Origin of the sequence: Hymenobacter sp. H14-R3 (assembly GCF_030063445.1) — a bacterium.
Classification (GTDB): domain Bacteria; phylum Bacteroidota; class Bacteroidia; order Cytophagales; family Hymenobacteraceae; genus Hymenobacter.
In genome coordinates this window covers 117406-143150 of sequence record NZ_JASITD010000014.1, presented here as the reverse complement: position 1 = coordinate 143150, position 25745 = coordinate 117406, and the positions used below count along the sequence as shown (strand labels likewise).

Below are 25745 nucleotides of genomic sequence, written 5' to 3'. Positions count from 1 at the left end.
CATAAATTGCAACTACTTTATGGTAAGCCTATTAGCTCACCGATTCAGGATTACCGGCCCGCCATACGGCCCACATCAGCAGGGGCTGCAAGGGTAGCCGCGCCCACAGCGCCCACTGCGGAATGTGCAGCTGCTCATGCAGTTGCAGCATGTGCACATTGGCCGGAAACACGGCTACCAGCAGCGCCAGCAGGCCCCAGGCGGCCCAGCGCCGGGTGGCGGGCAGCAGCAGGCCCAGGCCGCCCGCCACCTCGGCCACGCCGCTCAGCAGCACCAGCAGCCGGGGCGCGGGCAGGGCGGGCGGCATAATGCGCAGGTAGGTTTCGGGGTGAATAACGTGCAGCGTACCAGCCCCTACAAACCCCAGCGCCAGCAGCCACCGCAGCCAGGGGCGGCCGCCGGGGGCCGCGGCATTAGCCCCCACTAGCGGCGGCCGGCGCGCATGGCCGCCAAGCCGCTATCGAGGAAGCGCACGAAGTTATCGGGGTCATAGTTAGCGCCTTGCGGGGTGGCCAGCACGCGCTCGGTGGCGGGGTCGAGCTGCACGTAGAAGGGCTGCGAGTTGGCGTTGTAGCGGGTGGCCTGGAAATCGCTCCACTTGTTGCCGATTGTTTTCAGCTTTTTGCCGCTGAATTTCGACACGGTTTGCTCGGCCGCGGGCAGGTCGGTTTTGTCGTCTACGTAGAGCTGCACCAGCACAAAGTCGTTGCGCAGGCGTTGCAGCACGCGCGGGTCGGGCCACACGGAGGCCTCCATTTTGCGGCAGTTTACGCAAGCATTGCCGGTGAAGTCGATGAGAATCGGCTTGTTGACTTTTTGAGCGTAGGCGCGGGCCTCGTCGTAGTCGAAGTACGCATCGAGACCCAGCGGAGCGTGGAAAACGTCGCCGTACTTGTGCTGCGCGTGGGGCGCGGTGGCCGGGCCGGTGGCGTTGCCGCCGCCCAGCGTGGGCGTGTAGAGGTCAAAATCCTGGGTGTGCTGCGGGGGCAGGAAGCCCGACACGGCTTGCAGCGGCGCGCCCCACAGGCCGGGCACCAGGTAGGTGGTGAAGGCCAGCACGATGATGGCCATAAACAGCCGCGGCAGCGACACGTAGGGCAGGTCGCTGTCGTGCGAGAACTGGATTTTGCCCAGCAGGTAAAAGCCCAGCATGGCAAAAATGATAATCCACAGCGCCAGAAATACCTCACGGTCAAACCATTGCCAGTGGTAGGCCAGGTCTACATTCGACAAGAATTTCAGGGCCAGCGCCAACTCCAGAAAGCCCAGTACCACCTTCACCGAGTTCAGCCAACCGCCCGACTTGGGCAGCGCCTTCATCCACGACGGGAACAGGGCAAACAGCGTAAACGGCAGCGCCAGCGCAAACGAGAAGCCGAGCATGCCCACCGCCGGCCCCAGCAGCTGCCCGGTAGCGGCGGCCTGCACCAGCAGCGTACCAATGATGGGCCCGGTGCACGAAAACGACACCAGCGCCAGCGTGGCCGCCATAAAGAAGATGCCCACCAGGCCACCCTTATCGGCCTGGGTATCCGTCTTATTAATCCACGAGCTGGGCAAAGTCAGCTCAAACGCACCCAGAAACGAGGCCGCAAACACCAGCAGCAAAGCGAAGAAGACCAGGTTGAACGCACCGCTTGTGGCCAGGTTGTTCAGGGCATCGGCCCCGAAAATGACGGTCACCAGCAAGCCCAGCGCCACGTAGATGAAGATGATGCTCAGGCCGTAGAAGCTGGCCCGGCCCACCGCCACCCCGCGCGAGTGGTCGCCCTTGGTAAAGTAGCTGACCGTGAACGGCAACAGCGGGAAAATGCACGGCATAATAAGGGCCGCCAACCCGCCCAGAAAGCCGGCCAAAAAGATACCCCACATCGACTGGCTGTTGGCCGGAGCGGCTGCGGCCTGCGCCACGGTGGCGGTGGTAGTAGTGGCGGTGGTAGTAGTGGCGGTGGGGGCCGCCTCGGTGGTTACTGCCGCTACGGGGGCGGCGGTAGTAGTGGCCGCCAGGGTAGCCGCCGTATCAACCCCAGCATCTGCTGCAACTACCGGCGTAGTCATCAGCATTTTAGGAATGTGCGCAGCTGCGGTAGCTGGCGCAGCAGCTACTACGTCGGCTTTGGCGGGCGTGGCGGCGGGCGTGGCGGCGGCCCCGCCTTTGGCGTCGATGCTGAAATCGAGGTCATCGGGCGGCAGGCACTTTTCGTCGTTACAGACCATGAAGGTGAGCGTGCCCTTCACAGTGGCTTGCGAGGCCTTGAGGCGGATTTTCTGGCTGAACACCGCCCGCTTGGGGAAGTAGGCGATGTTCATGTTAAAGGCTTTTTCGAAGGCCTTCACCGGCTCGGGGCTTTCCGTCACCTTGCCCACCAGCTCGTAATCGGCCGAGGGCGTAAACTTGAAGCTCGTGGGCTCGGGGCCGCCTTCCTCGATAAACTGCGAGTAGATGTGCCAGTTGCCGGCAATGGCCGCCGAGAACGTGAGCGTGGCCTCGCCCGCCGCCGCGCCCGGCTGGGCGGCAAATTTCCAGGTAACAGGGCGGTCAATCTGGGCCTGCGCTAATTGGCTGATACCTAATAATATAACCAACAGCCAGCCCAGCCACAAGGCAGCGGGGCGGCGCACAATAGTTTTTAACATAACGAATAGCAGCCCTTGGCTGCCAGGAAAATACGAGGCGTAAAGGTCGGGCACAATAGCCTCCGTAACAGCGGCGGCAAGCTGGCAGTTTTGGCGGAGATGTAAAACGGAGTGGCACTCCGTTTCCGCGCGAACGAGTTCGTTCTAGCGGAAACGGAGTGCCACTCCGTTTTACATTGCGCGGGGGCTTAGCGGCCGAAGTCGTCCTGCACGCGCACGATGTCGTCTTCGTCCGAGGGCTGGTTGGCGTCGGTATGCTGCCAGATTTCGGCAATCACGCCCCAGCCGGCCAGGCCCACCAGGCGGTGGCGCTCGCCCTGCTTGAGCACGATGCGCTCACCGGGCTGGTACGATTTCACCTCCGTCTGCTCATCGGTGTCGCTGATGGCCACGCCCACCGGGCCTTCCACCACCTGCCAGATTTCGGCGCGGCGGAAGTGGTACTGCCAGCTCAGGCGCTGGTGCGGGGCCACGAGCAGAATCTTGGGGCTCAGCTGGCCCGAAATGCGCAGCTTGGCCACGTCGAGGCCATTGAAGTACACATCGGCAAATTGCTGGGCCTGGCTCTCATCGAGCACAAAAAAGCCGCCCCAGGGCCGGCTGGCATCCTGGCGCTCTACCCGAAAGCCTTGTTCGGCCAAGCGGGCAGCGATGTCTTGGAAAAGTTGTTCTTTCTGAGGGTCGGAGGCTGCCATGGGCGAAAGTGATGATTTTTTAACCGAAGGTGATTTGCTGCCCGCCAGTGTGGTAGCAGCGGGGCGTAAAGTTACTCGCAGGCACCAAGTAGCCGCTTTTACACCCCAAACGCCGGCCCCTCCCGAAGGAAGAACCGGCGCTTGGATAGTGTTGCCTGACTAGTTAAAGCCCGCTAGCGCGCCCGGCGGCGGTCGCGCAGCTTTTTGAGGCCAAACGCCACGCCGCTGGCCAGCAGCAGCGAAGCGCCGCCATCGAGGGGCACGGCCGTGGGGTCGGGGGCCTGGGGCGTGGGCGCCGGGCCACCTGTGTCGGCCTGGGCATGGGCTGCCCCAGTGGTGAGCAAGAGGGCCACAGCCGCGGCACCCATACCTTTTAAGATTGCTTGTTTTTTCATGTTAATACCAGCTGAAGGAGAGAGGATTATGCGCAAAAAACCATCCTTTTCCAACGCGGACCCGGGCCGGAGAAGAGTTTTTTCAGGGCATTAATTGGCAATCACCACGCGCTTTACCACCTGGTTATCACCTGATTTGAGGCGGAGCGTATACACGCCCAGGGCGAGGTACGACACGTCGAACTGGGTGGTAGCCCCGGCGGCCGTCATGGGTAGCACCTGTTGCGCCACTTGCTGGCCCAGCTGGTTGAAGAGCGTGGCCGTAACCGGCGTGCGGCCCAGCTCGGCGGGCACCACTACCGTGAAGTTGCCTTTGGCCGGGTTCGGATACAGCTTAACCTGGTCGGCAACGGCGGCGGGGGCCGTAGCCAGGGCATTATCGGGGCCGAAGTAGAGGCTGAAGCGACCAGTCAGCGACGCGCTGTTGGCCGTGAAGCTATATACGGGCTGCTTACTGAGGTCGATGCGCGCCCCGGTCTGCGTATCAAGCAGATACACGCGGGTAGCCGACCCAAAATTGAGCACGTCCACGGCATTCAGGCTGTAGCTGCCAGCGCCGGCTACCTGTACGTTGAGGGGCACGGTGGTAACCCCCATGAGCGGGGCCAAGCCATTCACCGACAGTTCGTCGCCGGTAATGAGGCTGCTCACGTTCATGCCTGACGAGTTGGCCAGCTTGAAAGCATCAAAGTGCGGGTCGAACGCGGCGGTGGCGCCTTGCTCAAAGTACACCGTGGTCTCGTCGATGAGCGGGGTGCTGCCTTGCAGGCGCAGGCGCACCTGCGGCCGGGTATCGGCGGCAGTGCGGTTGAAGCTCGGCGCGGTAGCGAAGGTGGTCACGCGGGCCGCGTTGGTGAAGGCTAGGCTACCGTTGGTGGTGCCGGGCGTGGTCACTCGCATAAAGAAGCCCTGCATAGCTGCCACTAACGGGCTACCACCCATACCATTAACATAGCCGCGGTACTGGCCCACGTACTGGCCGGTGCTCTGGTACACGTACACGGCGTCGTCCATGTTGGTGCGCGTTACGGCGGTGGTCTGGCTGAAGTCAATCGGCGACGGGTAGGGATTACCCAGCAGCTGCCAGCCGCTTTTAACCTGCGTGCCGCGGGCCAGGCCACCGATGCTTAAGGGGCCGTTGTTAAGCGTGCCCATTAGGTCGGCGGTGGCGCCGGACATAATATTCAGGTCATAGCCGCGCAGCGGGGTCATCACGTCGGTAGCCAGGGGCACAAAGAATCCCTTGTCGAAGTCAATCGAACCGGCGTTGCCGCTGGTATTCACGCGGGCCTGGTCGTAGGCAAACACGTTCGGGAAGGGCGTTACCGAGCCGGGCGTCGGCGAGTTGTTGTAGGCCTGGTTGTAGATGGCGGTAAAGCCCGTGGTCGTCGTCAGGTCGCTGAGCGTGGTGCTCACCATCGGCGAGCTGTAGTGGCGGTAGCCGGCCCCGGCGTTGAAGGCGGGGTCGATGGCGCGCTGCATGGTAGCCGGCCCCATTACCGAGCCGGCGGTATTCACCACGAGGGCGGTGCCAGCGGTGGGCGTCGAGAGCAGGGTCAGCATCTGGCTGGCGCTGGTGGTGAGGTTGCCGCTGGTGAGGGCTACCAGCTGAGCCACGGCCACGCCGCCGTTGTTGAGGGTCAGGCCGGCGCCGTTCACCGCGAGGCTACGTACCCGGCTGGGTAGGCCAGTGCCCGAGGTCTGGGCACTGCCCCCGATGTAGGCGTAGTTGGCATCGTTGGAGTACGAGCGCGCCCCGGTGAGCTGAATAGCGCCGGTGGCACCCGTGGCGGCAATACCGTCGGGAGTGCATACGCGCAGCGTAGCGCCGGCGGCCAGCGTAAAGGTGCCCGTGCCGGTGATGGCTACGCAATTGGTAGCCAGCTGGCCCTGGGTGCTCAGTACGCCGCCCGCTTGCACGGTCAGCGCGCCGTTTACCACGATGGGGCCGTTGAACGAGGCCACGCCGGTGCTGGTGATGGTGATGTTGTTATACGTACCCGACTCCACCGGCATGGCGGTGCTTATCGTCAGGTTGGGGCTCACGATAACGTCGGTGGGGCCACCGGCCGAGCCAGTACCGCTCCAAGGCGTTTGCACGAAGGGGAACGTGGTGCGGATGGTCGTATCGTTGGCCTCCACGCCCGTGGTGTAGGTGAGCACGTTGCCGAGCTGCGCCGTTACGGGGCTGGTCGAAGCCGTAGTGAAGTCGTCGTACCACAGGCCGATGGCGGCCAGTACCACGCCGCTCACGGCCTTCAGCTCAATCTGGTCCACGGCATCCTCCAGGCGGCGGCCGTTGGGGAAGCCGTCCATGTTGGGGATATTTTGCAGGGTTGCATCCCCATTAAAGCGCTTGTCGGTGAGGCCCAGCACGGCCGCTTGCAGCAGGCCCTGGTTGCTGAAATCGGCCGAAGTGCGCGGGGTAGCGGGCACGGCCATGTTCAGGCGCAGCATATCGCCGATAATCGGCAAAAAGTTGTTGATGAACGGCTTACCGGCCGTGAGCGGGTTCACACCCGAGCCGCCGGCAATCTTCGCCTTGCCCGTTGCCAGTTGGTACGGCACCAGGTTGGGCACACCGGTGTGGAAAATCGGCTTGATGTCGACCGAGCGGGGCGAGCCCGCGGTGCCGCTGTTCAGCAAATACTCGCCAAAGCCGGCCGGCGCGGGCGCGAGGGCCGTGCCCGCGTACGACCCCGGGGTGGCGTTATACAAGGCACTCAAGCCGGCCGCACCGTTGCGGAAGTCGAAGCCACCGCCGAAGCCCGGCTGGCCCGCCAGCGATTTGGTCTGGATGCGCAGGGGCGCAATATTCGTAATGGCCTCGCCATAGTACGTCTGGCCAGCGGGCTTGGGGGCCGCGCCGTTCATGGGCACGTTATCGGCCATGTACAGGCCCAGCTCGGGGTTCGAGAGGTAGGTATCGGTAGTCGGCGACTCTTTGTAGGGCGAGCGGGCGTTCCAGGCATCCTTGTCGCCGATGGGGCTGATAACCTCGTTGGTGAGCGGCATGCCCAGGCGCGATACCTGCACCCAGTCGCCGCTGGCGCCCTGGCCCATGTTGGGGTCGAAGGTTTGCAGCTGCGGGCGGCTGGCCGAAGCCCACACCCCGATTACGTAGCTGGGGTCGAGGATGTTAGCAGCCACGGCGGCCGTTTTGCTCCCGCTTTGCAGGCTGGCCACCGGAATGCTGAGCGCAATGGAGTGGCAGTTTTTGCGGGCGAGGCCATCGGTGGGCGTGCCGCCCTTGCCGGTGGTACCCCGAATGCTGGCCAGGTCAAAAATGGCCCCCAGGTCGGCAAAGAACGGGTCGTCCGAAGGCCCGCAGAGCACCTGCTCGCCGGTCGAGGCCGTGGTGATGGCGTTCAGGCGCAGGTCGGTGTAGCTGGTGGGCTGGTTGAGACCGGCCGGGCCATTGATGGAGCGCGGCCCGATGTTGTTGGCCGGCACCACGCCATTGGTGATGATGTCGGTAAACGTGGCCCCGCCATCCGTGCTCTTCGAGCAGGTGTAGGTGGTTTTCAGGTTCTGCTTTTGCAGCCGAATGTTGAAAAACGTGCTGGGGTCCTCGTTGACGCGCGTAAACACGAACCGGTAGGTAATGTCGTCGGCCGTTTTGTTGGTGGTGGCCTGGTTTTTTACGTGCACCTCGTAGCGCACATTTTCGCCAAACGTAGAGTAGTTGGGCCCGCCCTGCGGCAGCTCAAACGGGATGTAGTTGGCAATGATGACGATACGCTCGGCGTTGTTGGGGTCTTTGAACGCGTAGAGGTCGGTGTTGTCGGCCACCGGGTCGTCGGCAATGAGGGGCGCCTCGCGGTGCGAGGAAGCCTCCAGGGGGGTGTAGTGCAGCTGGCTCCAGGTGGAGAAGCCGACTACCGCCGCCGCCAGCACGGGCAGCGCAGCGTAGGTACGTACTTGTTTAGATGTCATTTTAGTAAGACGATAGCAAGCTGAGACAATGAGTTAGCGGCGGATGCGGGTACCCTGCCACGGCGTTTGCACGTAGGGGAAGGAGGTGCGGAACGTGGTGTCGTTCTTCTCGACCCCGGCCGTGAAATTCAGGACCCCCTTCAGCTGCGGCGTGGCCGGCGAAGGCGTGGTGCCGGGCGTGTAGTCGTCGTACCACAGGCCAATGGCCGCCAGTACGGCGCCGCTCACGGCTTGCAACTCAATCTTCACTACTTCGTCCTCCAGGCGGCGCCCGTTGGGAAAGCCGTCCATGTTGGGGATGTTCTGGATGGTCGTGTTGCCATTGTAGCGCGCATCGGTGATGCCGAGCACGGCGGCGGCCAGCAGACCCTGGTTGCTGAAATCGGGCGAGGTGCGCGGGGTGGCGGGCACGGCCATGTTCAGGCGCAGCATATCGCCCACCACGGGTAAGAAGTTGTTGATGAACGGCTTACCAGCCGCCAGCGGGTTGCCGTTCTTACCCGTCGCCAATTGGTACGGAATGGCATTGGGCACGCCCGTGTGGAAAATCGGCTTGATATCGACCGAGCGGGGTCCACCCTTAGCAGCGCTGTTGTCTAGCAGGTAGGGGCCATAAGCGCCTTCAAAGACGGTACCAGCCCGCTGGGCAGTGGTGAGGCCCGAGAGGCCCGCGGCCCCATTGCGGAAGTCAAAAGAACCCAGCGACTTGGTCTGAATGCGCAGCGCGCGCAGGGCCGGAATGGCCTCGCCGTAGTACGTCTGGTTGGCGGGCTTGGGGGCCGCGCCGTTCATGGGTACGTTGTCGGCCATGTACAGGGCCAGCTCGGGATTCGAGAGGTATTTATCGGTGGCATCGGCTTCGGCACCGGGCTTGGCGCGGTTCCAGGCATCCTTGGCCCCGATGGGGATAATGGCCTCGTTCATCAGCGGCATGCCCAGGCGCGATACCTGGGTGTAGGCCATGTTGTCGGTGGTAGCGCCGCCACTCATACTGAGGGTGCGCATGGTGGGGCGGCTGGCCGAGGCCCACACCCCGATTACGTAGTTGCCATCGAGGATGCTGGTGGCGGCAGCGGCCGTTTGGCCGGTCGCTTGCAGCGTCGATACCGGAATGCTCAGCGCTATCGAGTGCACGTTGTACTTGGCCAGGCCATCGCGGGCGCCGTTGTTGGCGCGCAGGCCGGCCAGGTCAAAAATGGCCCCCAGGTCTACGTAAAACGGGTCGTCGGACGAGCCGCAGAATACCTGCTCGCCCGCGCCGCCCGCGGCAGTGGTCACGGTGCCCTGCCGGTAGTCGGTGTAGCTGGCCTTGGCCAGGCCCGCGCCCGAGGTAATGGAGCGCGGCCCGATGTTGTAGGCCGGCACCACGCCGTTGGCCACGATGGTGGTAAACGCCCCGCCGCCCACGCTCTTCTCGCAGACGTAAGTGGTTTTCAGGTTCTGCTTGTTCAGCCGAATGTTGAAAAAGGTGCTGGGATCCTCGTTGGTGCGCGTAAAGGTGAAGCGATAGGTAATGTCATCGACCGTGGGGTTGGTCGTCTTGTTTTTGATGTGAATTTCGTACCGGATGTTCTCGCCAAAAGTCGAGTAGTTGGGCCCGCCCTGCGGCAACTGAAACGGGATGTAGTCGGCAATGAGCACGATACGCTCCGGGTCGCTGGGGTCTTTGAAGGCATACACGTCGGTGTTGTCGGCCAGGGGGTCGTCGGCAATCAGGGGCGCTTCGCGGTGGCTACTGGCCTCAAGGGGCGTGTAGCGCGTGGCGCTCCAGACCGAGAGCGCCGTGACGGCGCAGGCCGCCACCAGCCACTGCGATGGTTTGGTTAACAGATGCTTCATGGGAAAATGAAAGGGGGAAAAGAGGAAATGGAAAGAACGCGGCAAAGCGCATTATTTTGTAATGCACTGACAATCAATAAGTTACATTTATTAGTATAGCCGACTATCCCTGCGCTGCGCGGCAGCGGGACAAGGGGCCAGCAGAAAAACCGATGGATGGCACTCCGGTGAGCGCTTTGAACCAGGAAGCCGGGAGCCCAGAAGGCGTGGCTACCGGGCGCACCGGAGGGGAGGGCAAGGTGCCCGTTTGCGAAGTAAAAGGCCAGCTTAGAATACTGGCAAATAACCCGAAAGTCAGGAACTTACGCCAGCCATAAGCTTCCGGTTTTCGAGAGTCAGAATTTTTTTCAAAATGAATTGTTGTCTGCCTTCAGGACCCCTATTGGTAGCTTTTTCAAGGAATTTTACGCCTGCCAGGGCTGTACTTACCGGGCGCTTTGGGCGTTGGGGGCGGGCGGGCCGCACGGCGGCGGCCGTTTTACCTTTGTGCCACAGCCTATGATTCTCCGCGCCGAGCACCTCGTCAAGCAATACAAAGCCCGCACCGTCGTCAACGACATGTCGCTCAGCGTAGCGCAGGGCGAAATAGTGGGGCTGCTAGGCCCCAACGGGGCCGGCAAAACCACCTGCTTCTACATGATGGTGGGCATGGTGAAGCCCAACGGCGGCCGCATTTTTCTGGGCGAGGAGGAGGTCACGCGCCTGCCCATCTACCAGCGGGCGCGGCGCGGCATGGGCTACCTGGCCCAGGAAGCCAGCGTGTTTCGCGACCTGAGCGTGGAGGAAAACATCCTCGCGGTGCTCGAAATGACCGACATGCCCAAAAAGGAGCAGCTCGACAAAGTGGAGCAGCTGCTCGAAGAATTCAGCCTGGGCCACGTGCGCAAAAACCTGGGCAAGGTGCTGAGCGGCGGCGAGCGCCGCCGCACCGAAATAGCCCGCGCCCTGGCCGTGAGCCCCAAATTTGTGCTCCTCGACGAGCCCTTCGCCGGCGTAGACCCCATCGCCACCGAAGAAATCCAGGGCATCGTGGCCAAGCTCAAAACCCAGAACATCGGCGTGCTCATCACCGACCACGACGTGCACAAAACCCTCGAAATAGTGGACCGCGCCTACCTCCTCTTCGAAGGCAAGCTCCTGAAAGCCGGCACCGCCGAAGAGCTGGCCGCCGACGAAACCGTGCGCCGCGTGTACCTGGGCCGCGATTTCGAATTGAAAAAGCGCAAAACCTTTGAATAGGCTATAAGACTGATTACGTGTTAACTAAAGAACGCCATGCTCATCTGGCGTCCGCTTGCCGAAGCAGCTCTACCGCTTCATCGGGTCCGCGCAACGAAGCAGCAGAGATGCTTCTCTGTGTTCAGCATGACGTTCTTTCTTACTTAACTCACACTTCACACCTCATACTTCACACTTAAAAAGGTGCTTGACCAGCTTATTACCCGTGCCGTTCAGCTTGGCAGCCTGCCCCGGCTGGCGCGGGTGCGGCACGAGCCACTGGCGGCGCAGGCGGCCGTGCTGCGCTACCTGCTGGGCCGGGCGCGGGGCACGGCCTGGGGCCAGCGCTACGGCTACGCGGCCGGCCTGAGCGCCCAGGCGTTTGGCCAGCGCGTGCCCGTGAGCACCTACGAGCAGCTGTATCCCGAGCTGGAAAAAGTGCTGCGCGGCCAGCCCGATGTGCTCTGGCCTGGCCCCGCCCCGCAGTGGCAGGCCCGCAGCAGCGGCACCACCAACGCCCGCAGCAAGTACCTGCCCCTTACCCGCGAGGCCCTGCACGACAATCACTACCGCGCCGGGCGCGACATGCTGGCCCTATCTACCCACCTCTACCCCGCCCACCGCCTGCTACAAGGCAAAACCCTGAGCCTGGGCGGCAGCCTGAGCCCCAGTCCCTTCCAGGCGGCCGCCCTCACCGGCGATGTGTCGGCGCTGGTAATGAACAGCTTACCCAACTGGGCCCAAACCCTGCGCACCCCGCCCCTGCCCCTGGCCCTGCTCGATGAGTGGGAAGAAAAAATTGAGCGCATTGCCCGCCACGTGCTGCGCCAGGATGTGCGCGTGCTGGCCGGCGTGCCCACCTGGATGCTGGTGCTGCTGCGCCGCGTGCTGGCCCTGGCCGGCGCCGACGACCTGCGCGCCGTGTGGCCCCGGCTGGGCCTGTTTCTGCACGGCGCGGTGGCATTTGGGCCCTATAAGTCACTTTTTCAGGAGCTTATGCCCGGCGAGCAGCTGCGCTACCTGGAGATTTACAATGCCTCGGAGGGCTACTTTGCCTTGCAGGACGAGCCCGGCAGCGCCGACTTGCTGCTGCTGCTCGACCACGGCATTTACTACGAGTTTTTGCCGGCTGGGCAGTTCGACCAGCCCGACCCGCGCCCGGTACCCCTGGAGGACGTCACCATCGGGCCCAGCTACGCGCTGGTTATCAGCAGCAGCGCCGGGCTGTGGCGCTACCTGGTGGGCGACACCGTGCGCTTTACCTCGCTGCGGCCCTACCGGGTGCGCATCACGGGCCGCACCCGGCAGTTTCTCAACGCTTTTGGCGAAGAAGTGGTGGTGGAAAACGCCGAGGCCGCCATTGCCGCCGCCGCTGCCGCTACGGGCTGCGCCGTGCGCGACTTCACGGCCGCGCCCGTCTACTTTGCGGCGGGCGGCGGCACCTCGCGCGGTGGCCACGAATGGGCCGTGGAGCTGAGCGGCCCACCCCCTACCGATGTCGCCCTCTTTAGTCAATTACTTGATAAAGAGCTGCGTAACTTAAATTCTGACTACGACGCCAAGCGCCACCGCGACTTAGCTCTGGCCCCGCCCCGCGTGCACTTTGTGCCGGCGGGCACCTTCGAGGCCTGGCTGCGCCACCGCGGCCGCCTGGGCGGCCAGCGCAAAGTGCCACGCCTGGCCAACTCGCGCCAGGTGCTGGAAGAGGTGCTGGCTACCCGGCCCGGCTAGGCAGGCGCATAGCCAGCCAAACGGAACGGCGCGCAGCAGGAAGGCAGGCCAGGCTTTGGCTTGCTGGCAACGAGGCCGGCTATTACGTATCTATCTGTTGAATAACGTTTTACTAATATTTATTGGCAAGCTGAAGCTTAGCCTACGCCTCGGCGTGCAGCAGCCAGCTGACCGCCGGGGCGGTTTCGCCAAAGAAAGCGTATTCCATGGTGCCCGCTACCTGCTGCCCAATGGCCTGGGGGGCCACCGGGTTGCCGTGGCTGGCTTCCACCAGTGCGCACCGCTCGTAGCCGGCTTCCCGAATGGCGCGAGGTATCCACTCGGCCACCAGCCAGCGCTGCACCGCCGCCGGAATCTCCTCCTGCTGGCCGTGCACAAACAGCAGCGCCGTAACGTGGTAGCGCTGCATGGCCCGCAGCACATGCTCATAGATGGCGCGCAGCTCGCCGGGCTCGGCGGCCATCGAGCGCCAGTCGGTACGGATATAACCGCTTGAACAATAAGAAATTGCGGCGGCCGGATTACGGAAATACTGGGTAGAGTGACTCATAGCAAGCGTAATTGGAGAGATAACACAGCAACTTACTCCCTATCCTACCCATCCGGTTTTGGCCTTACGACCAACGCTCCCCAACGCCTGCCGAACGGTGGGCTTTCGTGGGTGTTGGCTACCCCACCAGCCTAATTGCCAACGTGCGCCGGTCCGGCGGCGCAGCCGTCCGACCGGTTGTCGCGCAAGTGATGCCCGCACGACCGGCCAAGCGGCGCACCCGCACGTCGGTTGATGCAGGGACGATGCCTGCACGCCTGGCCAAGCGGCGCACGCGACAACCGGTCGGACGGCTGCGCCGCCGGACCGGCGCGCGTTAGTAATTGCGCCAAGCGGCACTTTTGGCGGGCCGCGGGCCCTCAACCAGCGCAATGGAGCCACCCTTACATGCAGCGAACAGCTAGGCTTTCGTGCTGGCGCACCTAGCCGTTTTAGGCAGTTTTGCGTTAAAAAGCAACTCGTTCCCTGATTCCCTTTCCCATGAAATCCAAGAAGCTCCAGAAGTCTACCCCGACCGCCGCGCCGCGCACCGCCAAGTTTTGGCCGGCGCTGGGTTTTGCCGCCATCACGGGGGCCCGCGCCACCAGCGGCCCCATGTTTCTAGCCGATTACCTTTCGCACCGGGCCCTAGCCCCGGGCATGGCCTCCTCGCCGCTGCGCTTCCTCACCAAGCCCGGCGTGGCCGCCACTCTCAAGGTGCTGACCGCCGGCGAGCTGGTGGGCGACAAGCTGCCCAACACCGGCGACCGCATTATTCCGCAGCAGCTTTCGGTACGCGCCGCCTCGGGAGCACTGGTGGGCGCCACCTGGTATAAGAGCCAGGGCGGCAGCGCCTTAACCGGGGCCCTGGTGGGCAGCCTGGGGGCCGTGGCCGCCACGTTTCTGACCTTTTACCTACGCAAGGGCCTGAGCGAAAAAACGGGCATCAACACCGCCACCATCGGCGCGGGCGAGGATGCCCTGGTGCTGGCCGGCGGCGTGGCCCTGAGCCCACGCCCCAAGTATTAGTAGCAGGTAGTAGCGTGGCCGCGCGCCGGCTTTCACTTGATTTTTGTGAGTATGAATCAGTATGATGTGACCGTTGTGGGCTCGGGCCCCGGCGGGTATGTAGCCGCCATTCGCTGCGCCCAGCTGGGCCTGAAAACCGCCCTCATTGAGAAGTACCCCACCCTGGGCGGCACCTGCCTCAACGTGGGCTGCATCCCCAGCAAGGCCCTGCTCGACTCGTCGGAGCACTACCACAATGCCCACTCGGTGTTTGCCGAGCACGGCATTGGCCTCGATAACCTCACGGTGGACATGAACCGCATGATTGACCGCAAGGCCGGCGTGGTGAAGGCCAACGTGGAGGGCATCGGCTACCTGATGAAGAAGAACAAAATCGACGTGCTGACCGGCGTCGGCGCGTTCGTGGATAAGAACCACCTCAGCATCACACCCCTGGGCGGCGGCGAGGCCCAACAGATTGAAACCAAGAACGTTATCATCGCCACCGGCTCCAAGCCCACGGTGCTGCCGTTCATCGCCCAGGACAAGCAGCGCATTATTACCAGCACCGAGGCCCTCAACATTCGTGAAGTGCCCAAGCACATGATTGTGATTGGCGGCGGGGTTATCGGCCTCGAAATGGCTTCCGTGTACGCCCGCCTGGGTGCCAAAGTATCGGTGGTCGAGTTCATGGATTCGCTCATCCCGACCATGGACCGCGGCCTCGGCAAGGAGCTGAAGCGGGTGCTGGGCAAAATCGGCATCGAGTTTTTCATGAGCCACAAAGTGACCGGCGCCACCCGCGAGGGCGACACCGTGACCGTAACCGCCACCAACGCCAAGGGCGAGGAAGTGACCTTTGAGGGCGACTACTGCCTCGTGGCCGTGGGCCGCGCGCCCTACACGGCCGGCCTCAACCTGGAGGCCGCCGGCGTGGCCATGGAAGAGCGCGGCCGCATCAAGGTCGATGAGCACCTGCAAACCAACGTGCCCGGCATCTACGCCATCGGCGACGTTATTCGGGGGGCCATGCTGGCCCACAAGGCCGAAGAAGAAGGCGTGTTCGTGGCCGAAACCATCGTGGGCCAGAAGCCGCACATCAACTACCTGCTCATCCCCGGCGTGGTATACACGTGGCCCGAAGTGGCCGGCGTGGGCTACACCGAAGAGCAACTCAAGGAGCAGGGTAAGGCCTATAAAGTGGGTTCGTTCCCGTTCAAAGCCAGCGGCCGGGCCCGCGCCAGCGGCGACACCGACGGCTTCGTAAAAGTGCTGGCCGACAAAACCACCGACGAAATCCTGGGCGTGCACATGATTGGGCCGCGCATCGCCGACCTCATCGCCGAAGCCGTGACCGCCATGGAGTTCCGCGCCTCAGCCGAGGACGTGGCCCGCATGAGCCACTCGCACCCCACCTACGCCGAGGCCATGAAAGAAGCCTGCTTGGCCGCTACCGAGAACCGGGCCATTCACATGTAAGTATTGCCCACGCGGCAGAAACGCAAAAGAGGCTGAAGCTTCCAGAGCTTCAGCCTCTTTTGCGTTTCTTAATGGTTAATCGGCAGTTTCTAATTCCTCCGCCTGAAGTAGATTCTTTTTCAAGAACGTTTTTGCGCCTGTACGCTCTATCAGGTCAGCTATAAGTTCGGCTTCGTCGGTAGGCAACACTTTCAACATTGGTTCACCTTGGATAGCACGCCAAAACTTGTGTTTATCTGGCTCAACTTGTTCATCAGGTTCGTCAGCGAGTAGATATAGAATATTCGACTGAGGCTTGTGAGGCTTATAATGCTCTGATAGGCTCTTAATTGCAAAACGGCATTCGCTAAAATGCTGCTGCAAAGTGTCTATCCGTAACTGGTCGATTGGCAAACTGTGTGCTCCTATAAGTGAGCCATTCATACCCAAACAATCTAAACTCAGATTAAAAAACAAGTCGGGCAATAGCTTGGGTGTTAAATTTATATTAGTATGAACTTGCGATTGAACGCGTTGAATCAGCGTGCGTATTGATTTCTTTACTAGAGGCTTTACCCGATGATGCTTAACCTGTTCATTGGAATCAACAAGGTTGGTATAGAGCTGATTAAATACGGTGGTTACGTCATCATCCGAGAAGAGGGCCACATTCATCAAACTGTCTACCCGAACCATTCCGTTGGAATAACGAGCTAAGTATTCCCAGTCTGACCAATTCATCAAGCGTGACGGCTCCGGTAGGCACCCAGCCAGTATAGCTTGTCGCCGAACATTAGTGTCGGCTTCTACACGGGCTTCAATTTGTCGTACCGCGTAGCGAATAGTGGTTTCGGCATGCTTCGCAAACAATAATGCTAAGCGTAGTTTGCGAGTAGAAATCTGGATTTCGTGGCGAGTTCCGTCAAAGAGTACCAAGCCTACTACCACGGCTTCGCCAGATGCCGGATTAGGCACAACGCGCAACAAGGTGTAAAAAGCAGTGGTATTCATTACTGAGGTAAAGAGGCAAAGAATTCGTCCCAAAGAGACGAAATTCGCTTACGGCAAAACAGGAAATAAAATAAATGAGTTTGCTCGGACTCACTTAATTGGTAAGGCTCTGGTAGTAAGCCGCATATTGCAGCAAAATGTTGGCGGCAGTTTGCAATACGAAGGTAGTACCCATCTTTTAACTCGCTTTCCCACCAAAGCGGGCGTTTCTCTCGCCATTGATTTAGTGTAGCACGTGCCGCTGCTGCTTGAGACAAATTTATATTGTAACTAAAGTAAGTTTCGTTGTAGTCGAGCTGCTCAAATGGCTGGCTATTAAACGTAAATGCGTGGTCAATGGCCCAGCATTTAAATCTGCCTTTCCCACCAAGGACATCTGGTGCTACTACTAGGTTGTGATGGCTGGCCCTTCTGTCATCGTTGGAAACCCAAGCATCAAATAGCGCAATCCACAGCAGGTCATCGGAGTTCGTAAGTGCGGCTAGTTCCGTGGCAGAACCGTGCTGGATGAAGTCGCTGCTATCAATAGCACCTTGAATCAACTTCGAGCCGAAGGCAGGGCGGTGTAAATAGCGTATTGTAGACTGGGCCGCAGACGGGAAAGTTGGAAAAATTTCTGCGGGTACGGTCAAAATTGCCGTATCGGGTGTTGGAATGTTCCAAAGCGTAAGCAGGTAGTGGCAAATCCACTCACATTTCAACTCATAAAGTTGATGGCGAGCATACTTGAGATAATAAATTTCCCCGTTCTCCGCCAATACAAGCAAGGGGCGGTGTGCTGTTTCTATTACGTCTCGTACCGTCCGGACTCTATATAACTCGGGTGGCTTCAGCATCTACTATCACGCGATGAATTGTGGTGCATAAAAACGCGTGAATTCAAAAGCAAAGGACAGAAAAATGGCAATTTGAAGGCCGCGAAGTTACACAATGACAGCTACCTACCAGCAGATTTGGCGCTGAATTATAGTCATGTTGTCTACTATCTACTAAACACTCTCGAAAGAAACGCACCCCCTTACCCGCACCGCGCTGACCCACATCTACGTTGTTGATGCAGTGATGACGGAAGCTCAGGCCAGCGCCGTATTGGGCCGGGTCAGGTCCAGCACGTCGCCGATGTCGTAGTCCTCGAAACGGTCGATGAGCGCATCGGCACCCTGCGCCATCTTGAGTGCCATTTCCTCGCGGTAAATGGGGTAGAGCGTGTAGAACTGCACCGTTTTTTCGGGGCTGATGACCAGGGTTTGAAACTCCTCGGGCAGGCTGAGTGCCGTGAGCAGCAGCATGCAGCCCAGCTCGGTGTTGTCGGCAAAGGGCGCGGCCTCTTCCCCGTTGGGGATGGTGTGGCCGAAACCCAGCCAGCTGCCGTACTCGTGCGGCAGGCGGGCCAGCATTTTCAGCCAGCGAATGGGCCAGTACACGTTGTCGTCGGCAAAGGCGGTGGCTACCTCGGCCGGGTCGGTGGGAATGTCCCAGGTGCTGGGCAGCAGGATGCACAGCTCGGCAAAGGGCGGCGCATCATCGAGCGAGGCTTCGGGCGGCACGGTCATGGGCCGGTCGCTCATGCCCGACGTGATAAGGGCGTAAAACGGGAAGTCGGCGCTGGGCGGCACGATGTGCACGTCGAGGTGCACCTTGTCGGAGAGTAGCTCGTGGTACACGCCACTCACCGGCCCCAGGTAGCGCTCGATGTGCGCCGCAATGGCCGAGATGGTGGCGTCATCGCCGCTGGCCAGCTCAAACGGGACCGCTTCCTCATAGCGGTAAATGGGCGCACCCGAAGGCGAAAGCTCCGGCTCGTCGTGGCCGGGGCCGGCTGGGAAAATGGGCGTGTCAGACATAAGCGGCTATACGGCGGTGGTTTGCGGCGGGGTTGCGGGCAATGTGCCGCTATTCGTTGGGCAGGCGAATGAAACGCAAAAAGTTGCGGCAACAACCAGTAAGTCAGCGTACGTGCCCCGGTCGGCTGGCTACGCCGGCGGACTGGGGCACATAAACACCACAGCGGGTTAAGCTGGCGTGTAGCTAAAGTCGGTGGTGGTAGTGCCGACGGCCTGGCTGCGCGCTTCCTTATACAGCGTGTCGATGGCCAGGCCAGCGGCCAGCAGCAGGGCCGCCGTGGCGGGCTGCGCGGTGCCTTGGTCGGTAAGGGAAATCAGGTAGTTGTCGGCGGTGGTAAACAGCTCGCGGCCGATGCCTGCCCACTTTTTAGTCACCAGCCCCAGCACCTGCCCGCTGGCATCGAGAAAGCGGAAATTCCAGCCAATCCAGTTGCCCTTGATGTCGGCCACCCGGATGCCCCGGTCATTGTACACGTGGAAGCCCCCGCCCACGGTCAAAATTTTACTCTCGAAATAGCCAAGCAGCTCATTTTGACCATCATACACTCGTATTTTGGAGCGCAGGAAGCGCCAGCCGCGCTCCAAGCGCAGCAGGGGCGCATCGTCGGTGAGGTTGCGCACCACCAGCGTAGTGGGCATGCGGTGCTTCTGCAACAGCAGGCGCGTCCAGTTAATCCAGGCCGGGTTTTCTTCCGTGGCGTAGCCCAGGTGCTCCCGGGTTTCGGCATCCAGAATGTCGAAGGTATCCTTCAACTTCAGCAACCCGATGTGCTCGCGCACAAAGTAGGCGCGGCGGTTAAAAAACTGAGCAGTACCCATCACGAGTAAAGGAATGGTTCAGTGGGCTTGTACGTAAATCGGGCGGTGAGGGGGTGTTTTAGAGCGGGTTACAGGTAGGCGCGTTGGCCACGGTACGGCCGAGGGTCAAGCTTATGCACCCCTGCGGCGGGCACAAAAAAGCGGCTGAAACCCCAAGTGCCTCAGCCGCTTTTTTGTCGAGAGTAATACTACTTCTCCAGCACCTCCTTCAGCGTTTTCAGGCGGAAGCGCTTGTCATATTTCACAAAATCCTGCATCATGGCGGCGTGGCCGGCACCGACCAGCACCACGGCGTTGCCGTCTTCGGCCGTCATGGTTTTCTGCACAATGGAGTACATGTACAGATTGCGGCGGTACCATTCGGACACCAGGAAGGGTCCGGCGAAGCTGTCGAGGCTACCCGCCCGGTTGAGGATATTTAGATAAAAACCCTTGTTGATTACGAGGTTTTTGGGCTTGTTGGCATCGAGCAGCATCTCGGTGAGGGAATACGTCTCGGCTTTCTTATTTTGAGTAGCTTCCTCGTTTTTAATAACGTCCTGCAGTTGCTGAATGAGAGCATCCTGCTTGGCCGCTTTCATCGCCTTCATCACGCTGTCGAAGGGAAAAGACGTGGAGTAGTCAAGCCCGTAAATGCGGGTTAGCTTAGCTTTTTTACCTGCCCGGAAGGCGAGCTGCACAATCTCGTTTTTTAGATAAAAGCCTTGTTGGGAGGGCTTCGGATACTTGGTGCGGATGTACTGCTCGTAACCGTCTTTGAGGTAGGCGCTGTACAGCTCATCCAACCCAGCTTGGTCCTTGACGGGCCACTCCACAAATATTTTTGCAGGCTGGAAGGCGCTGATTTTCTGCGCAATAACCTCCAGCTCAGCCTGAGGCTTAGGGGTCATTACCTCGAAGGTTTTAGTCTTTGCAATATCAGCCCCTGGGTTGTGGAAGTGAAAGGTGCCCAGTAGCAGCAAATCGCTCTGCTTGGTTTGCGCAAAGCTCTGCGAGGCAAGGGCCAGGAGGAGTACCAGTAGGAAAAGGTGTTTCATTGGGCGCGGAAAAAGCTGGTTCGGGGCTAAATCTACTATAGCGCAGCAGGAAGCTTCCTATACTATGCCCGCTGCGGCAGCCCCAAACGCAAAAAAGGCAGCCGAAGCTCCCAGAGCTTCAACTGCCTTTTACCTTACAAACTCAATTCGACTAGGCGCTCATTTTCACGCGCACGGCGGTCGGGCCTTTCATGCCCGGCTCTACCTCAAACGTCACCTTGTTGCCTTCCAGCAACTGGAGGCCGCCGAGGGCGTTGGCGTGCACAAAAATGCTTTCCTGGCTGGCGGCATCCTTGATGAAGCCGTAGCCCTTGGAGTTGTTGAAGAATGTGACGGTGCCGGTGCGCATAACGTCTTCCGGCTCGCGGTCTTCCTGCTTGGGCACGCCCACCAGGATGTCTTCCACGTTGATTTCTTTCTTTTTACGGGTCGGGTCGGGCGGGGTAGAGGTGATGTTGCCGTTCTCATCGACATAGGCCATCATCTCTTCCAGGCTCGAATCCTTCTTGTTGGCCTGGCGCTCTTCGCGGCGCTCGGATTTCTCCTGCTGCTTCTTCTGCCGCTTCTTTTCGTTCTCTTTCTTACTGAAACTCTCTTGCGCTCTGGCCATAGGGGGGGTGTAGGGTATTCGGCTGCGTTGCGTTGGGATGCTACCACCGGGCGGCAACCGCCTAGTTTATAACCATCTTGCACCGAAATAAGTCCCGAATTTACTCCTTATTTTTCGAAAAAGCTACTTACCTCCCGGTTGGCCCCGGCCGCCAGGTCGGCCAGCCGCACCTCGCCCACGCGCACGCGCACCAGCCGCAGCGTCGCAAAGCCCACGGCGGCCGTCATTTTACGCACCTGCCGGTACTTGCCCTCCGTAACCGTGATGGCCACCCAGCTGGTGGGCCCGTGGCGGTCGTCGCGAATGCGCCGGCCGCGGGGCGGCAGGCCGGGCGCGGTGGCCAGTAGGCGGGCCTGGCAGGGCAGCGTGCGGTAGGGCGTGCCGTGAATGCTAATGGCCACGCCGCTTTGCAGGTGCGCCAGCGCCTCGGGCGTGAGCTCGCCGTCTACCTGGGCGTAGTATTCTTTCTCCACGTGGCGGCTGCGCACCTGCTCGCTCACGCGGCCATCGGTGGTGAGCAGCAGCAGGCCCTCGCTGTCTTCATCGAGCCGACCGATGGCCATGGTGCCCGCCGGAAACTCGCCCAGCTCACCCAGGAAGTGCTTCTTTTTCACCTCTTTGGCAAACTGGCTGGTAAACTGGCTGAGGTAGCCGTAGGGCTTGTGCAGCGCAAAGTGGCGGTGGGGTGGACCCGTGGTATCAGCGGGGTAGGCAGGCGGCAAATCGGACACGGGCAGAAGAAAGGCGAGCCGCAAAGGACTGGATTTTCCCGCGAAAAATCCCCTTGGCAGCAACCCGGCCCGGCTACGGCCGTTAAGTTGAGCCGTTTACCTCCTTTCCTTATCCACAAGTTACCATGTCTGACAAACCCACCATTTTCCCGCCCCAGCACCAGGACGCGGGCGCCGGCAAGCCCGGCCTCGAATACAAGATGACCCCCGAGCCCGAATATATCCGCAAGGGCTACAAAGGGGCCGATAAGCTCAAAAATAAGATTGCCCTCATCACGGGTGGCGACTCGGGCATTGGCCGGGCCGTGGCCGTGCATTTTGCTGTGGAAGGGGCCGACGTAGCCATCTGCTACTTCCCCACCGAGCAGCAGGATGCCGAAAAAACCCAGGAGCTGGTGCAGGCCCACGGCCGCCGCTGCCTGCTCCTGCCCGGCGACCTCAAGCAGCGCGAGTTCTGCAAGGAAATTGTGGAGCGCACCGTGGCCGAATACGGTCAGCTCGATGTGCTGGTGAACAATGCCGCCGAGCAGAACTGGCACGACACGCTGGAAGAAATAACGGACGATGAGCTGGACAGCATTTTCAACCTCAACATCATCGCCATGTTCCGCATTACGCGGGCGGCGCTCAAGCACCTCAAGGAAGGCGCGGCCATCATCAACACCACTTCGGTGAATGCCTACAAAGGCCATGAGATGCTGCTCGACTACACCTCGACCAAGGGAGCTATTGAGGCCTTTACGCGGGCGCTGTCGCTGCAGCTCATCAAGAAAGGCATTCGGGTGAATTCGGTGGCGCCGGGCCCCATCTGGACGCCCTTTATTGTGGGCGTGGGCCTGCTCAAGCTGCCGCTCTTCGGCCACGACACGCCCATGAGCCGCGCCGGCCAGCCTTCGGAAGTAGCCCCGTCCTACGTGTTCCTGGCATCGGAAGACGCCTCGTACTTCTCGGGCCAGACGCTGCACCCCAACGGTGGTTCGGTGGTAAATGCCTAATTCGTAGGTACTGCGTAAAATGATGATTGCCAGCCTCTTGCCCAGGGGCTGGCAACATCGTGTAGTGGGTAGCCGTACTAGCTGCCGAACGCGGGTAAAGCCGCACCTTACTTTGCTCTAATCCCATGAATACCAAACTCCTCTTGCTGGCCGCGGCCGGTGCGTTTACCTTCGCTTCCTGCTCGCAGGAGAAAACAGCTGAGACGACCACCACCATGTCTGCCGACCCGGCCGCCACCCAGCCGATGGCCGTGGACACGCTGGCCTACCGCAGCTCGGCCGCTGACCTGGCTGCCCGCGTGGCCGCCGATATCAACCCCGCCGATACGGCCCTGCCCACCAAGCTGCGCCCCATCTACTATAACCGCGGCCGCGTAATGCGCGACATTGAGGCCCGCTACGCCGCCGCCGACAGCGCCGGCCGCTACGCCGCCATCAAGGCAGCTAACGACCAGACCAGCAGCTCCGTAAAGGCTGCGGTGGCCGCTCCCCAGTACACTACCTATACCACCAAAGCCAGCTCGTACTACGGCGGCCCCTACTCGGCTACCACGGTGGCCGTAGCCAAGGCTACCGAAACCAAGCCTAGCCTGGGTGCCCGCGTGGGCCAGGGCTCGGGGGTAAAGAAGCTGGAAAACAGCACCGACGAGGGCAAAGTGAAATACAACAACGGCGCTAAAATTAAGCGCAGCGACGATGGCTCGCTGAAAATCAAGCGCGCCGATGGCACCAAGGTTAAAATTGACGAAGATGGCAAGCGCACGGTAAAGAAGCCGCTGTTCTAGACTACCCAAGCCAGTAGAAGAGGCCCCTTTCCAGCTTGGAAACGGGCCTCTTTTGCGTTGGGCTGAACCGCTTGGCGCTACTCAGCCGCTTTGCTCCAACAGGCCGTTTGCCACTTGCAGGAACGGCGTTATCTTTCAACCTCTCAAGCGGATAACGGCGGCGCGTAGCTGGCTGGCTTCCACTCCACTGCGTATGTCTGCTCCTGTTTCTTTAGTTGCCCCGCCGCTTGCTGCCTTCGCAGCTGCACCCAACCGCTTTGCCACCGAGTTTGCCGCCCTGCGGGCCAATGCCCCGGCGCTGCGCGCCGAGGACGTAGCCGCCCGCCGCCGCCGCCTGGGCCGCCTGGCCGATTGGCTCACGGCCAACCAAACGGCTATTCAACAAGCTTTATACCAGGATTTTAAGAAGCCGCCCGAGGAAACTGACCTGTCCGAAATATGGCCCTCACTCACCGAAATCCGGCATAGCCGCCGCAAGCTGAAGCGCTGGGCCGCCCCGCGCCGGGTGGGCACGCCGCTGGCGCTGCTGGGCACAAAGGGCTGGGTGCAGCCCGAGCCCAAGGGCGTAGTGCTCATTATTGCGCCCTGGAACTACCCGTTTTACCTGGCCGTCGACCCGCTGGCCTCGGCCATTGCGGCGGGCAACGCGGTGGTAATCAAGCCCGCCGAGCAAACGCCCACCACCTCGGCCTTGCTGCGCCGGCTGGCCGAAGAGTTATTTCAGCCCAACGAAGTGCTGGTGCTGGAGGGCGATAAGGACGTGGCCAGCGAGCTGCTGCGCCTGCCCTGGAACCACATTTTCTTCACCGGCTCGCCCCAGATTGGCAAAATCGTGATGCGCGCGGCCGCCGAGCACCTCAGCGGCCTCACGCTGGAGCTGGGCGGCAAGAGCCCGGCCATTGTGGACGACACCGCCAACCTGCGCGACGCGGCCGAAAAAATCGTGTGGGGCAAGTTTATCAACGCCGGCCAAACCTGCGTGGCCCCCGACTACCTGCTGGTGCAGCGCAGCGTTGAGGCCCCGCTGCTGGCCGAAATGCGCCAGGCCATTACCCGCTTCTACGGGCCGGATAACGAGGCGATTAAGGCGTCTAAATCGTTTGCCCGCGTGGTGAATGCCCACCACTTTGCGCGCCTGGCCGCCCTGCTCGATGATGCCGAAACGCGCGGGGCCACCGTGGCCCAGGGCGGCAGCCGCGACGAGCGCCAGTGCTACATCGAGCCCACTATTCTCACTAACGTGCCCGCCGGGGCCACCGTGCTGGAGGAGGAAATATTTGGCCCGCTGCTGCCCGTGCTCACCTTCGAGCGCCTGCCCGAGGCGGCGGCCTACGTCAACGCCCGGCTGCCGCCGCTGGCGCAGTACGTGTTCACTACCAGCCCCGCCAACCGGCGCTACCTGCTCGATACCGTGGCGGCCGGCGGCGCAGCCGTGAACGAAACCATCATCCAGCTCGCGCACCCCGACCTGCCGTTTGGCGGCGTGGGCAATAGCGGGCTGGGCAAGGCGCACGGCCACGCGGGCTTCCTGGCGTTCAGCAACGAGAAATCGGTGTTGCAGCAGCGCGTGGGCTTCACGGGCATCAAGCAGTTTTACCCGCCCTACACCGGGCGGGTGCGGCGCTTGCTGGGTCTGCTGCTGAAGTACTTGTAGCGCCCCGAAACGGCTGACTTTTAGTAAAAGAAAACGTAATGGAACCGCCTGACCTAACGCCGCGCTCCCCGGTCCGTCGGCGCAAGCCGGCCAACCGGTTGTCGTTGCGCAGCCCACGCCGTTCAACGATAACCGGTCGGCCGGTTTGCGCCGGCGGACCGGTCAAGCGGCGGGGATGGTGGAGTGGTTTCGGCGCGATGAGGCGGGGGAGTGGTTTTATACCCTGCTCAGCACCCCAGAGCGCGTACTGGGAGTCCCGGACCTGAACTTGGCGCTGCCCCTGCGCGAGCTGTGCGAAGACACCGATGTGGCCCCGCTACGGGTGCAGCCGGGGCCGGATTCAGAAAATATTATGTAAATATCTTATAGCAAAATACTTACTTCTGCTGCATTTCGGCTTGAATTTGGGCACGCTTCACCAACATTTCCTTGTACGAAACGGGGCCGAGCACTTGGCGCAGCTCCTTATCGGAGGAGGCGTTGATGCGGCCCAGGGCGGCCTTGAGCTGCGGCGACTGGGCGGGGTATTGCTGGCGGGCGGCGTTGACCTGCTCCACGGTCGAGTTCAGGACCTCGCGCGCTTTCACGGTTTGCTCGGGGCGCAGGCGCAGCACGGTGGTCATGGCATCGGCGAGGTCGCGGGCGGCGGTGGGCGGCGTGGGCGAATTGGGCGTGCGCACGGCCTCCACTACCGGCGGGGCGGGCGCGGCGCGGTGGCGGTGGAAGATGGAGCAGCTGGCGGTGCCCACCAGGGCGAGGACCAGTAACGGACGAAGCGCAGAAAAAGAATGCATAGACTAAAAGCGGCTTGCA

23 protein-coding genes are annotated in these 25745 nt (G+C 61.3%); 8 read left to right on the top strand and 15 right to left on the bottom strand.

Going from position 1 to position 25745, the window contains the following annotated elements; all coding sequences use genetic code 11:
* Positions 1-31: 31 nt before the first annotated feature.
* The 6 genes from QMK33_RS14315 to QMK33_RS14290 all read right to left on the bottom strand — a co-directional run bounded on the left by QMK33_RS14315 (position 32) and on the right by QMK33_RS14290 (position 9502).
* Positions 32-424, bottom strand: coding sequence for a DoxX family protein (locus tag QMK33_RS14315; protein WP_283565282.1), 393 nt, complete (start codon positions 422-424; stop codon positions 32-34).
* Positions 424-2637: a protein-disulfide reductase DsbD family protein gene (locus QMK33_RS14310; protein ID WP_283565281.1), complete on the bottom strand. Its 2214-nt coding sequence runs from the start codon at positions 2635-2637 to the stop codon at positions 424-426. The genes QMK33_RS14315 and QMK33_RS14310 overlap by 1 nt, the downstream gene beginning before the upstream one ends.
* 188 nt (positions 2638-2825) lie before the next feature.
* The gene (locus QMK33_RS14305; protein ID WP_283565280.1) at positions 2826-3332 is read right to left on the bottom strand and encodes a cupin domain-containing protein; all 507 of its coding nucleotides are present in this window, start codon (positions 3330-3332) and stop codon (positions 2826-2828) included.
* Positions 3333-3505: 173 nt separating this feature from the next.
* Positions 3506-3727, bottom strand: coding sequence for a PID-CTERM protein-sorting domain-containing protein (locus QMK33_RS14300; RefSeq protein ID WP_283565279.1), 222 nt, complete (start codon positions 3725-3727; stop codon positions 3506-3508).
* A 90-nt stretch (positions 3728-3817) separates the two neighbouring features.
* On the bottom strand, positions 3818-7663 hold the full coding sequence (locus QMK33_RS14295; RefSeq protein WP_283565278.1) for a DUF4331 family protein: 3846 nt from the start codon (positions 7661-7663) through the stop codon (positions 3818-3820).
* A 33-nt stretch (positions 7664-7696) separates the two neighbouring features.
* A complete protein-coding gene (locus QMK33_RS14290; protein WP_283565277.1) occupies positions 7697-9502 on the bottom strand; it encodes a DUF4331 domain-containing protein in 1806 nt (601 codons plus the stop codon).
* A gap of 498 nt (positions 9503-10000) precedes the next feature.
* On the opposite strand from QMK33_RS14290, the gene lptB reads away from it, so the two are divergent.
* Entirely contained in the window at positions 10001-10741 is a 741-nt protein-coding gene (gene lptB, locus QMK33_RS14285) for an LPS export ABC transporter ATP-binding protein (RefSeq protein WP_283565276.1), read from the top strand.
* Positions 10742-10924: 183 nt separating this feature from the next.
* A complete protein-coding gene (locus tag QMK33_RS14280; protein WP_283565275.1) occupies positions 10925-12451 on the top strand; it encodes a GH3 auxin-responsive promoter family protein in 1527 nt (508 codons plus the stop codon).
* Between the two features lie 142 nt (positions 12452-12593).
* Here QMK33_RS14280 and QMK33_RS14275 read toward each other — a convergent pair whose 3' ends face one another.
* Entirely contained in the window at positions 12594-13001 is a 408-nt protein-coding gene (locus QMK33_RS14275; RefSeq protein WP_283565274.1) for a hypothetical protein, read from the bottom strand.
* Positions 13002-13481: 480 nt separating this feature from the next.
* Here QMK33_RS14275 and QMK33_RS14270 point away from each other — a divergent pair, with 480 nt between their 5' ends.
* The gene (locus QMK33_RS14270; RefSeq protein ID WP_283565273.1) at positions 13482-14009 is read left to right on the top strand and encodes a DUF4126 domain-containing protein; all 528 of its coding nucleotides are present in this window, start codon (positions 13482-13484) and stop codon (positions 14007-14009) included.
* Between the two features lie 51 nt (positions 14010-14060).
* Positions 14061-15467, top strand: coding sequence for a dihydrolipoyl dehydrogenase (gene lpdA, locus QMK33_RS14265; protein WP_283565272.1), 1407 nt, complete (start codon positions 14061-14063; stop codon positions 15465-15467).
* Positions 15468-15542: 75 nt separating this feature from the next.
* Here the strand turns inward: lpdA and QMK33_RS14260 are convergent, their stop codons facing one another.
* From QMK33_RS14260 to QMK33_RS14230, 7 genes are all read right to left on the bottom strand, one after another.
* Entirely contained in the window at positions 15543-16457 is a 915-nt protein-coding gene (locus QMK33_RS14260; protein WP_283565271.1) for a DUF3037 domain-containing protein, read from the bottom strand.
* Positions 16457-17293 (bottom strand): HipA family kinase, encoded by an 837-nt coding sequence (locus QMK33_RS14255; protein ID WP_283565270.1) that lies wholly within the window; start codon positions 17291-17293, stop codon positions 16457-16459. The genes QMK33_RS14260 and QMK33_RS14255 overlap by 1 nt, the downstream gene beginning before the upstream one ends.
* A gap of 237 nt (positions 17294-17530) precedes the next feature.
* The gene (locus tag QMK33_RS14250; RefSeq protein WP_283565269.1) at positions 17531-18301 is read right to left on the bottom strand and encodes a suppressor of fused domain protein; all 771 of its coding nucleotides are present in this window, start codon (positions 18299-18301) and stop codon (positions 17531-17533) included.
* 168 nt (positions 18302-18469) lie between these two features.
* Positions 18470-19120, bottom strand: a complete 651-nt coding sequence (locus tag QMK33_RS14245) for a phospholipid scramblase-related protein (RefSeq protein ID WP_283565291.1) — start codon at positions 19118-19120, stop codon at positions 18470-18472.
* 188 nt (positions 19121-19308) lie between these two features.
* Entirely contained in the window at positions 19309-20157 is an 849-nt protein-coding gene (locus QMK33_RS14240; RefSeq protein WP_283565268.1) for a DUF5694 domain-containing protein, read from the bottom strand.
* A gap of 151 nt (positions 20158-20308) precedes the next feature.
* Complete coding sequence (locus tag QMK33_RS14235) at positions 20309-20767, bottom strand: cold-shock protein (RefSeq protein WP_283565267.1); 459 nt, start codon at positions 20765-20767, stop codon at positions 20309-20311.
* A gap of 107 nt (positions 20768-20874) precedes the next feature.
* Positions 20875-21498 carry a pseudouridine synthase gene (locus QMK33_RS14230; protein WP_283565266.1) on the bottom strand — a complete coding sequence of 208 codons (624 nt, stop codon included), beginning with the start codon at positions 21496-21498 and terminating at the stop codon, positions 20875-20877.
* A gap of 125 nt (positions 21499-21623) precedes the next feature.
* On the opposite strand from QMK33_RS14230, the gene QMK33_RS14225 reads away from it, so the two are divergent.
* The 4 genes from QMK33_RS14225 (at position 21624) to QMK33_RS14210 (ending at position 25290) form a co-directional block, all read left to right on the top strand.
* A complete protein-coding gene (locus QMK33_RS14225; RefSeq protein WP_283565265.1) occupies positions 21624-22493 on the top strand; it encodes an SDR family oxidoreductase in 870 nt (289 codons plus the stop codon).
* A gap of 125 nt (positions 22494-22618) precedes the next feature.
* Positions 22619-23278 carry a hypothetical protein gene (locus QMK33_RS14220; protein WP_283565264.1) on the top strand — a complete coding sequence of 220 codons (660 nt, stop codon included), beginning with the start codon at positions 22619-22621 and terminating at the stop codon, positions 23276-23278.
* Between the two features lie 193 nt (positions 23279-23471).
* Complete coding sequence (locus QMK33_RS14215; RefSeq protein ID WP_283565263.1) at positions 23472-24932, top strand: aldehyde dehydrogenase family protein; 1461 nt, start codon at positions 23472-23474, stop codon at positions 24930-24932.
* Positions 24933-25107: 175 nt separating this feature from the next.
* A complete protein-coding gene (locus tag QMK33_RS14210; protein ID WP_283565262.1) occupies positions 25108-25290 on the top strand; it encodes a hypothetical protein in 183 nt (60 codons plus the stop codon).
* Between the two features lie 19 nt (positions 25291-25309).
* Here QMK33_RS14210 and QMK33_RS14205 read toward each other — a convergent pair whose 3' ends face one another.
* The gene (locus QMK33_RS14205; protein WP_283565261.1) at positions 25310-25726 is read right to left on the bottom strand and encodes a hypothetical protein; all 417 of its coding nucleotides are present in this window, start codon (positions 25724-25726) and stop codon (positions 25310-25312) included.
* Between the last annotated feature and the right edge of the window lie 19 nt (positions 25727-25745).

Bases quoted from the DNA above. Each gene is read 5' to 3' on its own strand.
- QMK33_RS14310 (WP_283565281.1), bottom strand. From the start codon at position 2,637: ATGTTAAAAACTATTGTGCGCCGCCCCGCTGCCTTGTGGCTGGGCTGG.
- QMK33_RS14305 (WP_283565280.1), bottom strand. From the start codon at position 3,332: ATGGCAGCCTCCGACCCTCAGAAAGAACAACTTTTCCAAGACATCGCT.
- QMK33_RS14300 (WP_283565279.1), bottom strand. From the start codon at position 3,727: ATGAAAAAACAAGCAATCTTAAAAGGTATGGGTGCCGCGGCTGTGGCC.
- QMK33_RS14295 (WP_283565278.1), bottom strand. From the start codon at position 7,663: ATGACATCTAAACAAGTACGTACCTACGCTGCGCTGCCCGTGCTGGCG.
- QMK33_RS14290 (WP_283565277.1), bottom strand. From the start codon at position 9,502: ATGAAGCATCTGTTAACCAAACCATCGCAGTGGCTGGTGGCGGCCTGC.
- lptB (WP_283565276.1), top strand. From the start codon at position 10,001: ATGATTCTCCGCGCCGAGCACCTCGTCAAGCAATACAAAGCCCGCACC.
- QMK33_RS14275 (WP_283565274.1), bottom strand. From the start codon at position 13,001: ATGAGTCACTCTACCCAGTATTTCCGTAATCCGGCCGCCGCAATTTCT.
- QMK33_RS14270 (WP_283565273.1), top strand. From the start codon at position 13,482: ATGAAATCCAAGAAGCTCCAGAAGTCTACCCCGACCGCCGCGCCGCGC.
- lpdA (WP_283565272.1), top strand. From the start codon at position 14,061: ATGAATCAGTATGATGTGACCGTTGTGGGCTCGGGCCCCGGCGGGTAT.
- QMK33_RS14260 (WP_283565271.1), bottom strand. From the start codon at position 16,457: ATGAATACCACTGCTTTTTACACCTTGTTGCGCGTTGTGCCTAATCCG.
- QMK33_RS14255 (WP_283565270.1), bottom strand. From the start codon at position 17,293: ATGCTGAAGCCACCCGAGTTATATAGAGTCCGGACGGTACGAGACGTA.
- QMK33_RS14250 (WP_283565269.1), bottom strand. From the start codon at position 18,301: ATGTCTGACACGCCCATTTTCCCAGCCGGCCCCGGCCACGACGAGCCG.
- QMK33_RS14245 (WP_283565291.1), bottom strand. From the start codon at position 19,120: ATGGGTACTGCTCAGTTTTTTAACCGCCGCGCCTACTTTGTGCGCGAG.
- QMK33_RS14240 (WP_283565268.1), bottom strand. From the start codon at position 20,157: ATGAAACACCTTTTCCTACTGGTACTCCTCCTGGCCCTTGCCTCGCAG.
- QMK33_RS14235 (WP_283565267.1), bottom strand. From the start codon at position 20,767: ATGGCCAGAGCGCAAGAGAGTTTCAGTAAGAAAGAGAACGAAAAGAAG.
- QMK33_RS14225 (WP_283565265.1), top strand. From the start codon at position 21,624: ATGTCTGACAAACCCACCATTTTCCCGCCCCAGCACCAGGACGCGGGC.
- QMK33_RS14220 (WP_283565264.1), top strand. From the start codon at position 22,619: ATGAATACCAAACTCCTCTTGCTGGCCGCGGCCGGTGCGTTTACCTTC.
- QMK33_RS14215 (WP_283565263.1), top strand. From the start codon at position 23,472: ATGTCTGCTCCTGTTTCTTTAGTTGCCCCGCCGCTTGCTGCCTTCGCA.
- QMK33_RS14210 (WP_283565262.1), top strand. From the start codon at position 25,108: ATGGTGGAGTGGTTTCGGCGCGATGAGGCGGGGGAGTGGTTTTATACC.
- QMK33_RS14205 (WP_283565261.1), bottom strand. From the start codon at position 25,726: ATGCATTCTTTTTCTGCGCTTCGTCCGTTACTGGTCCTCGCCCTGGTG.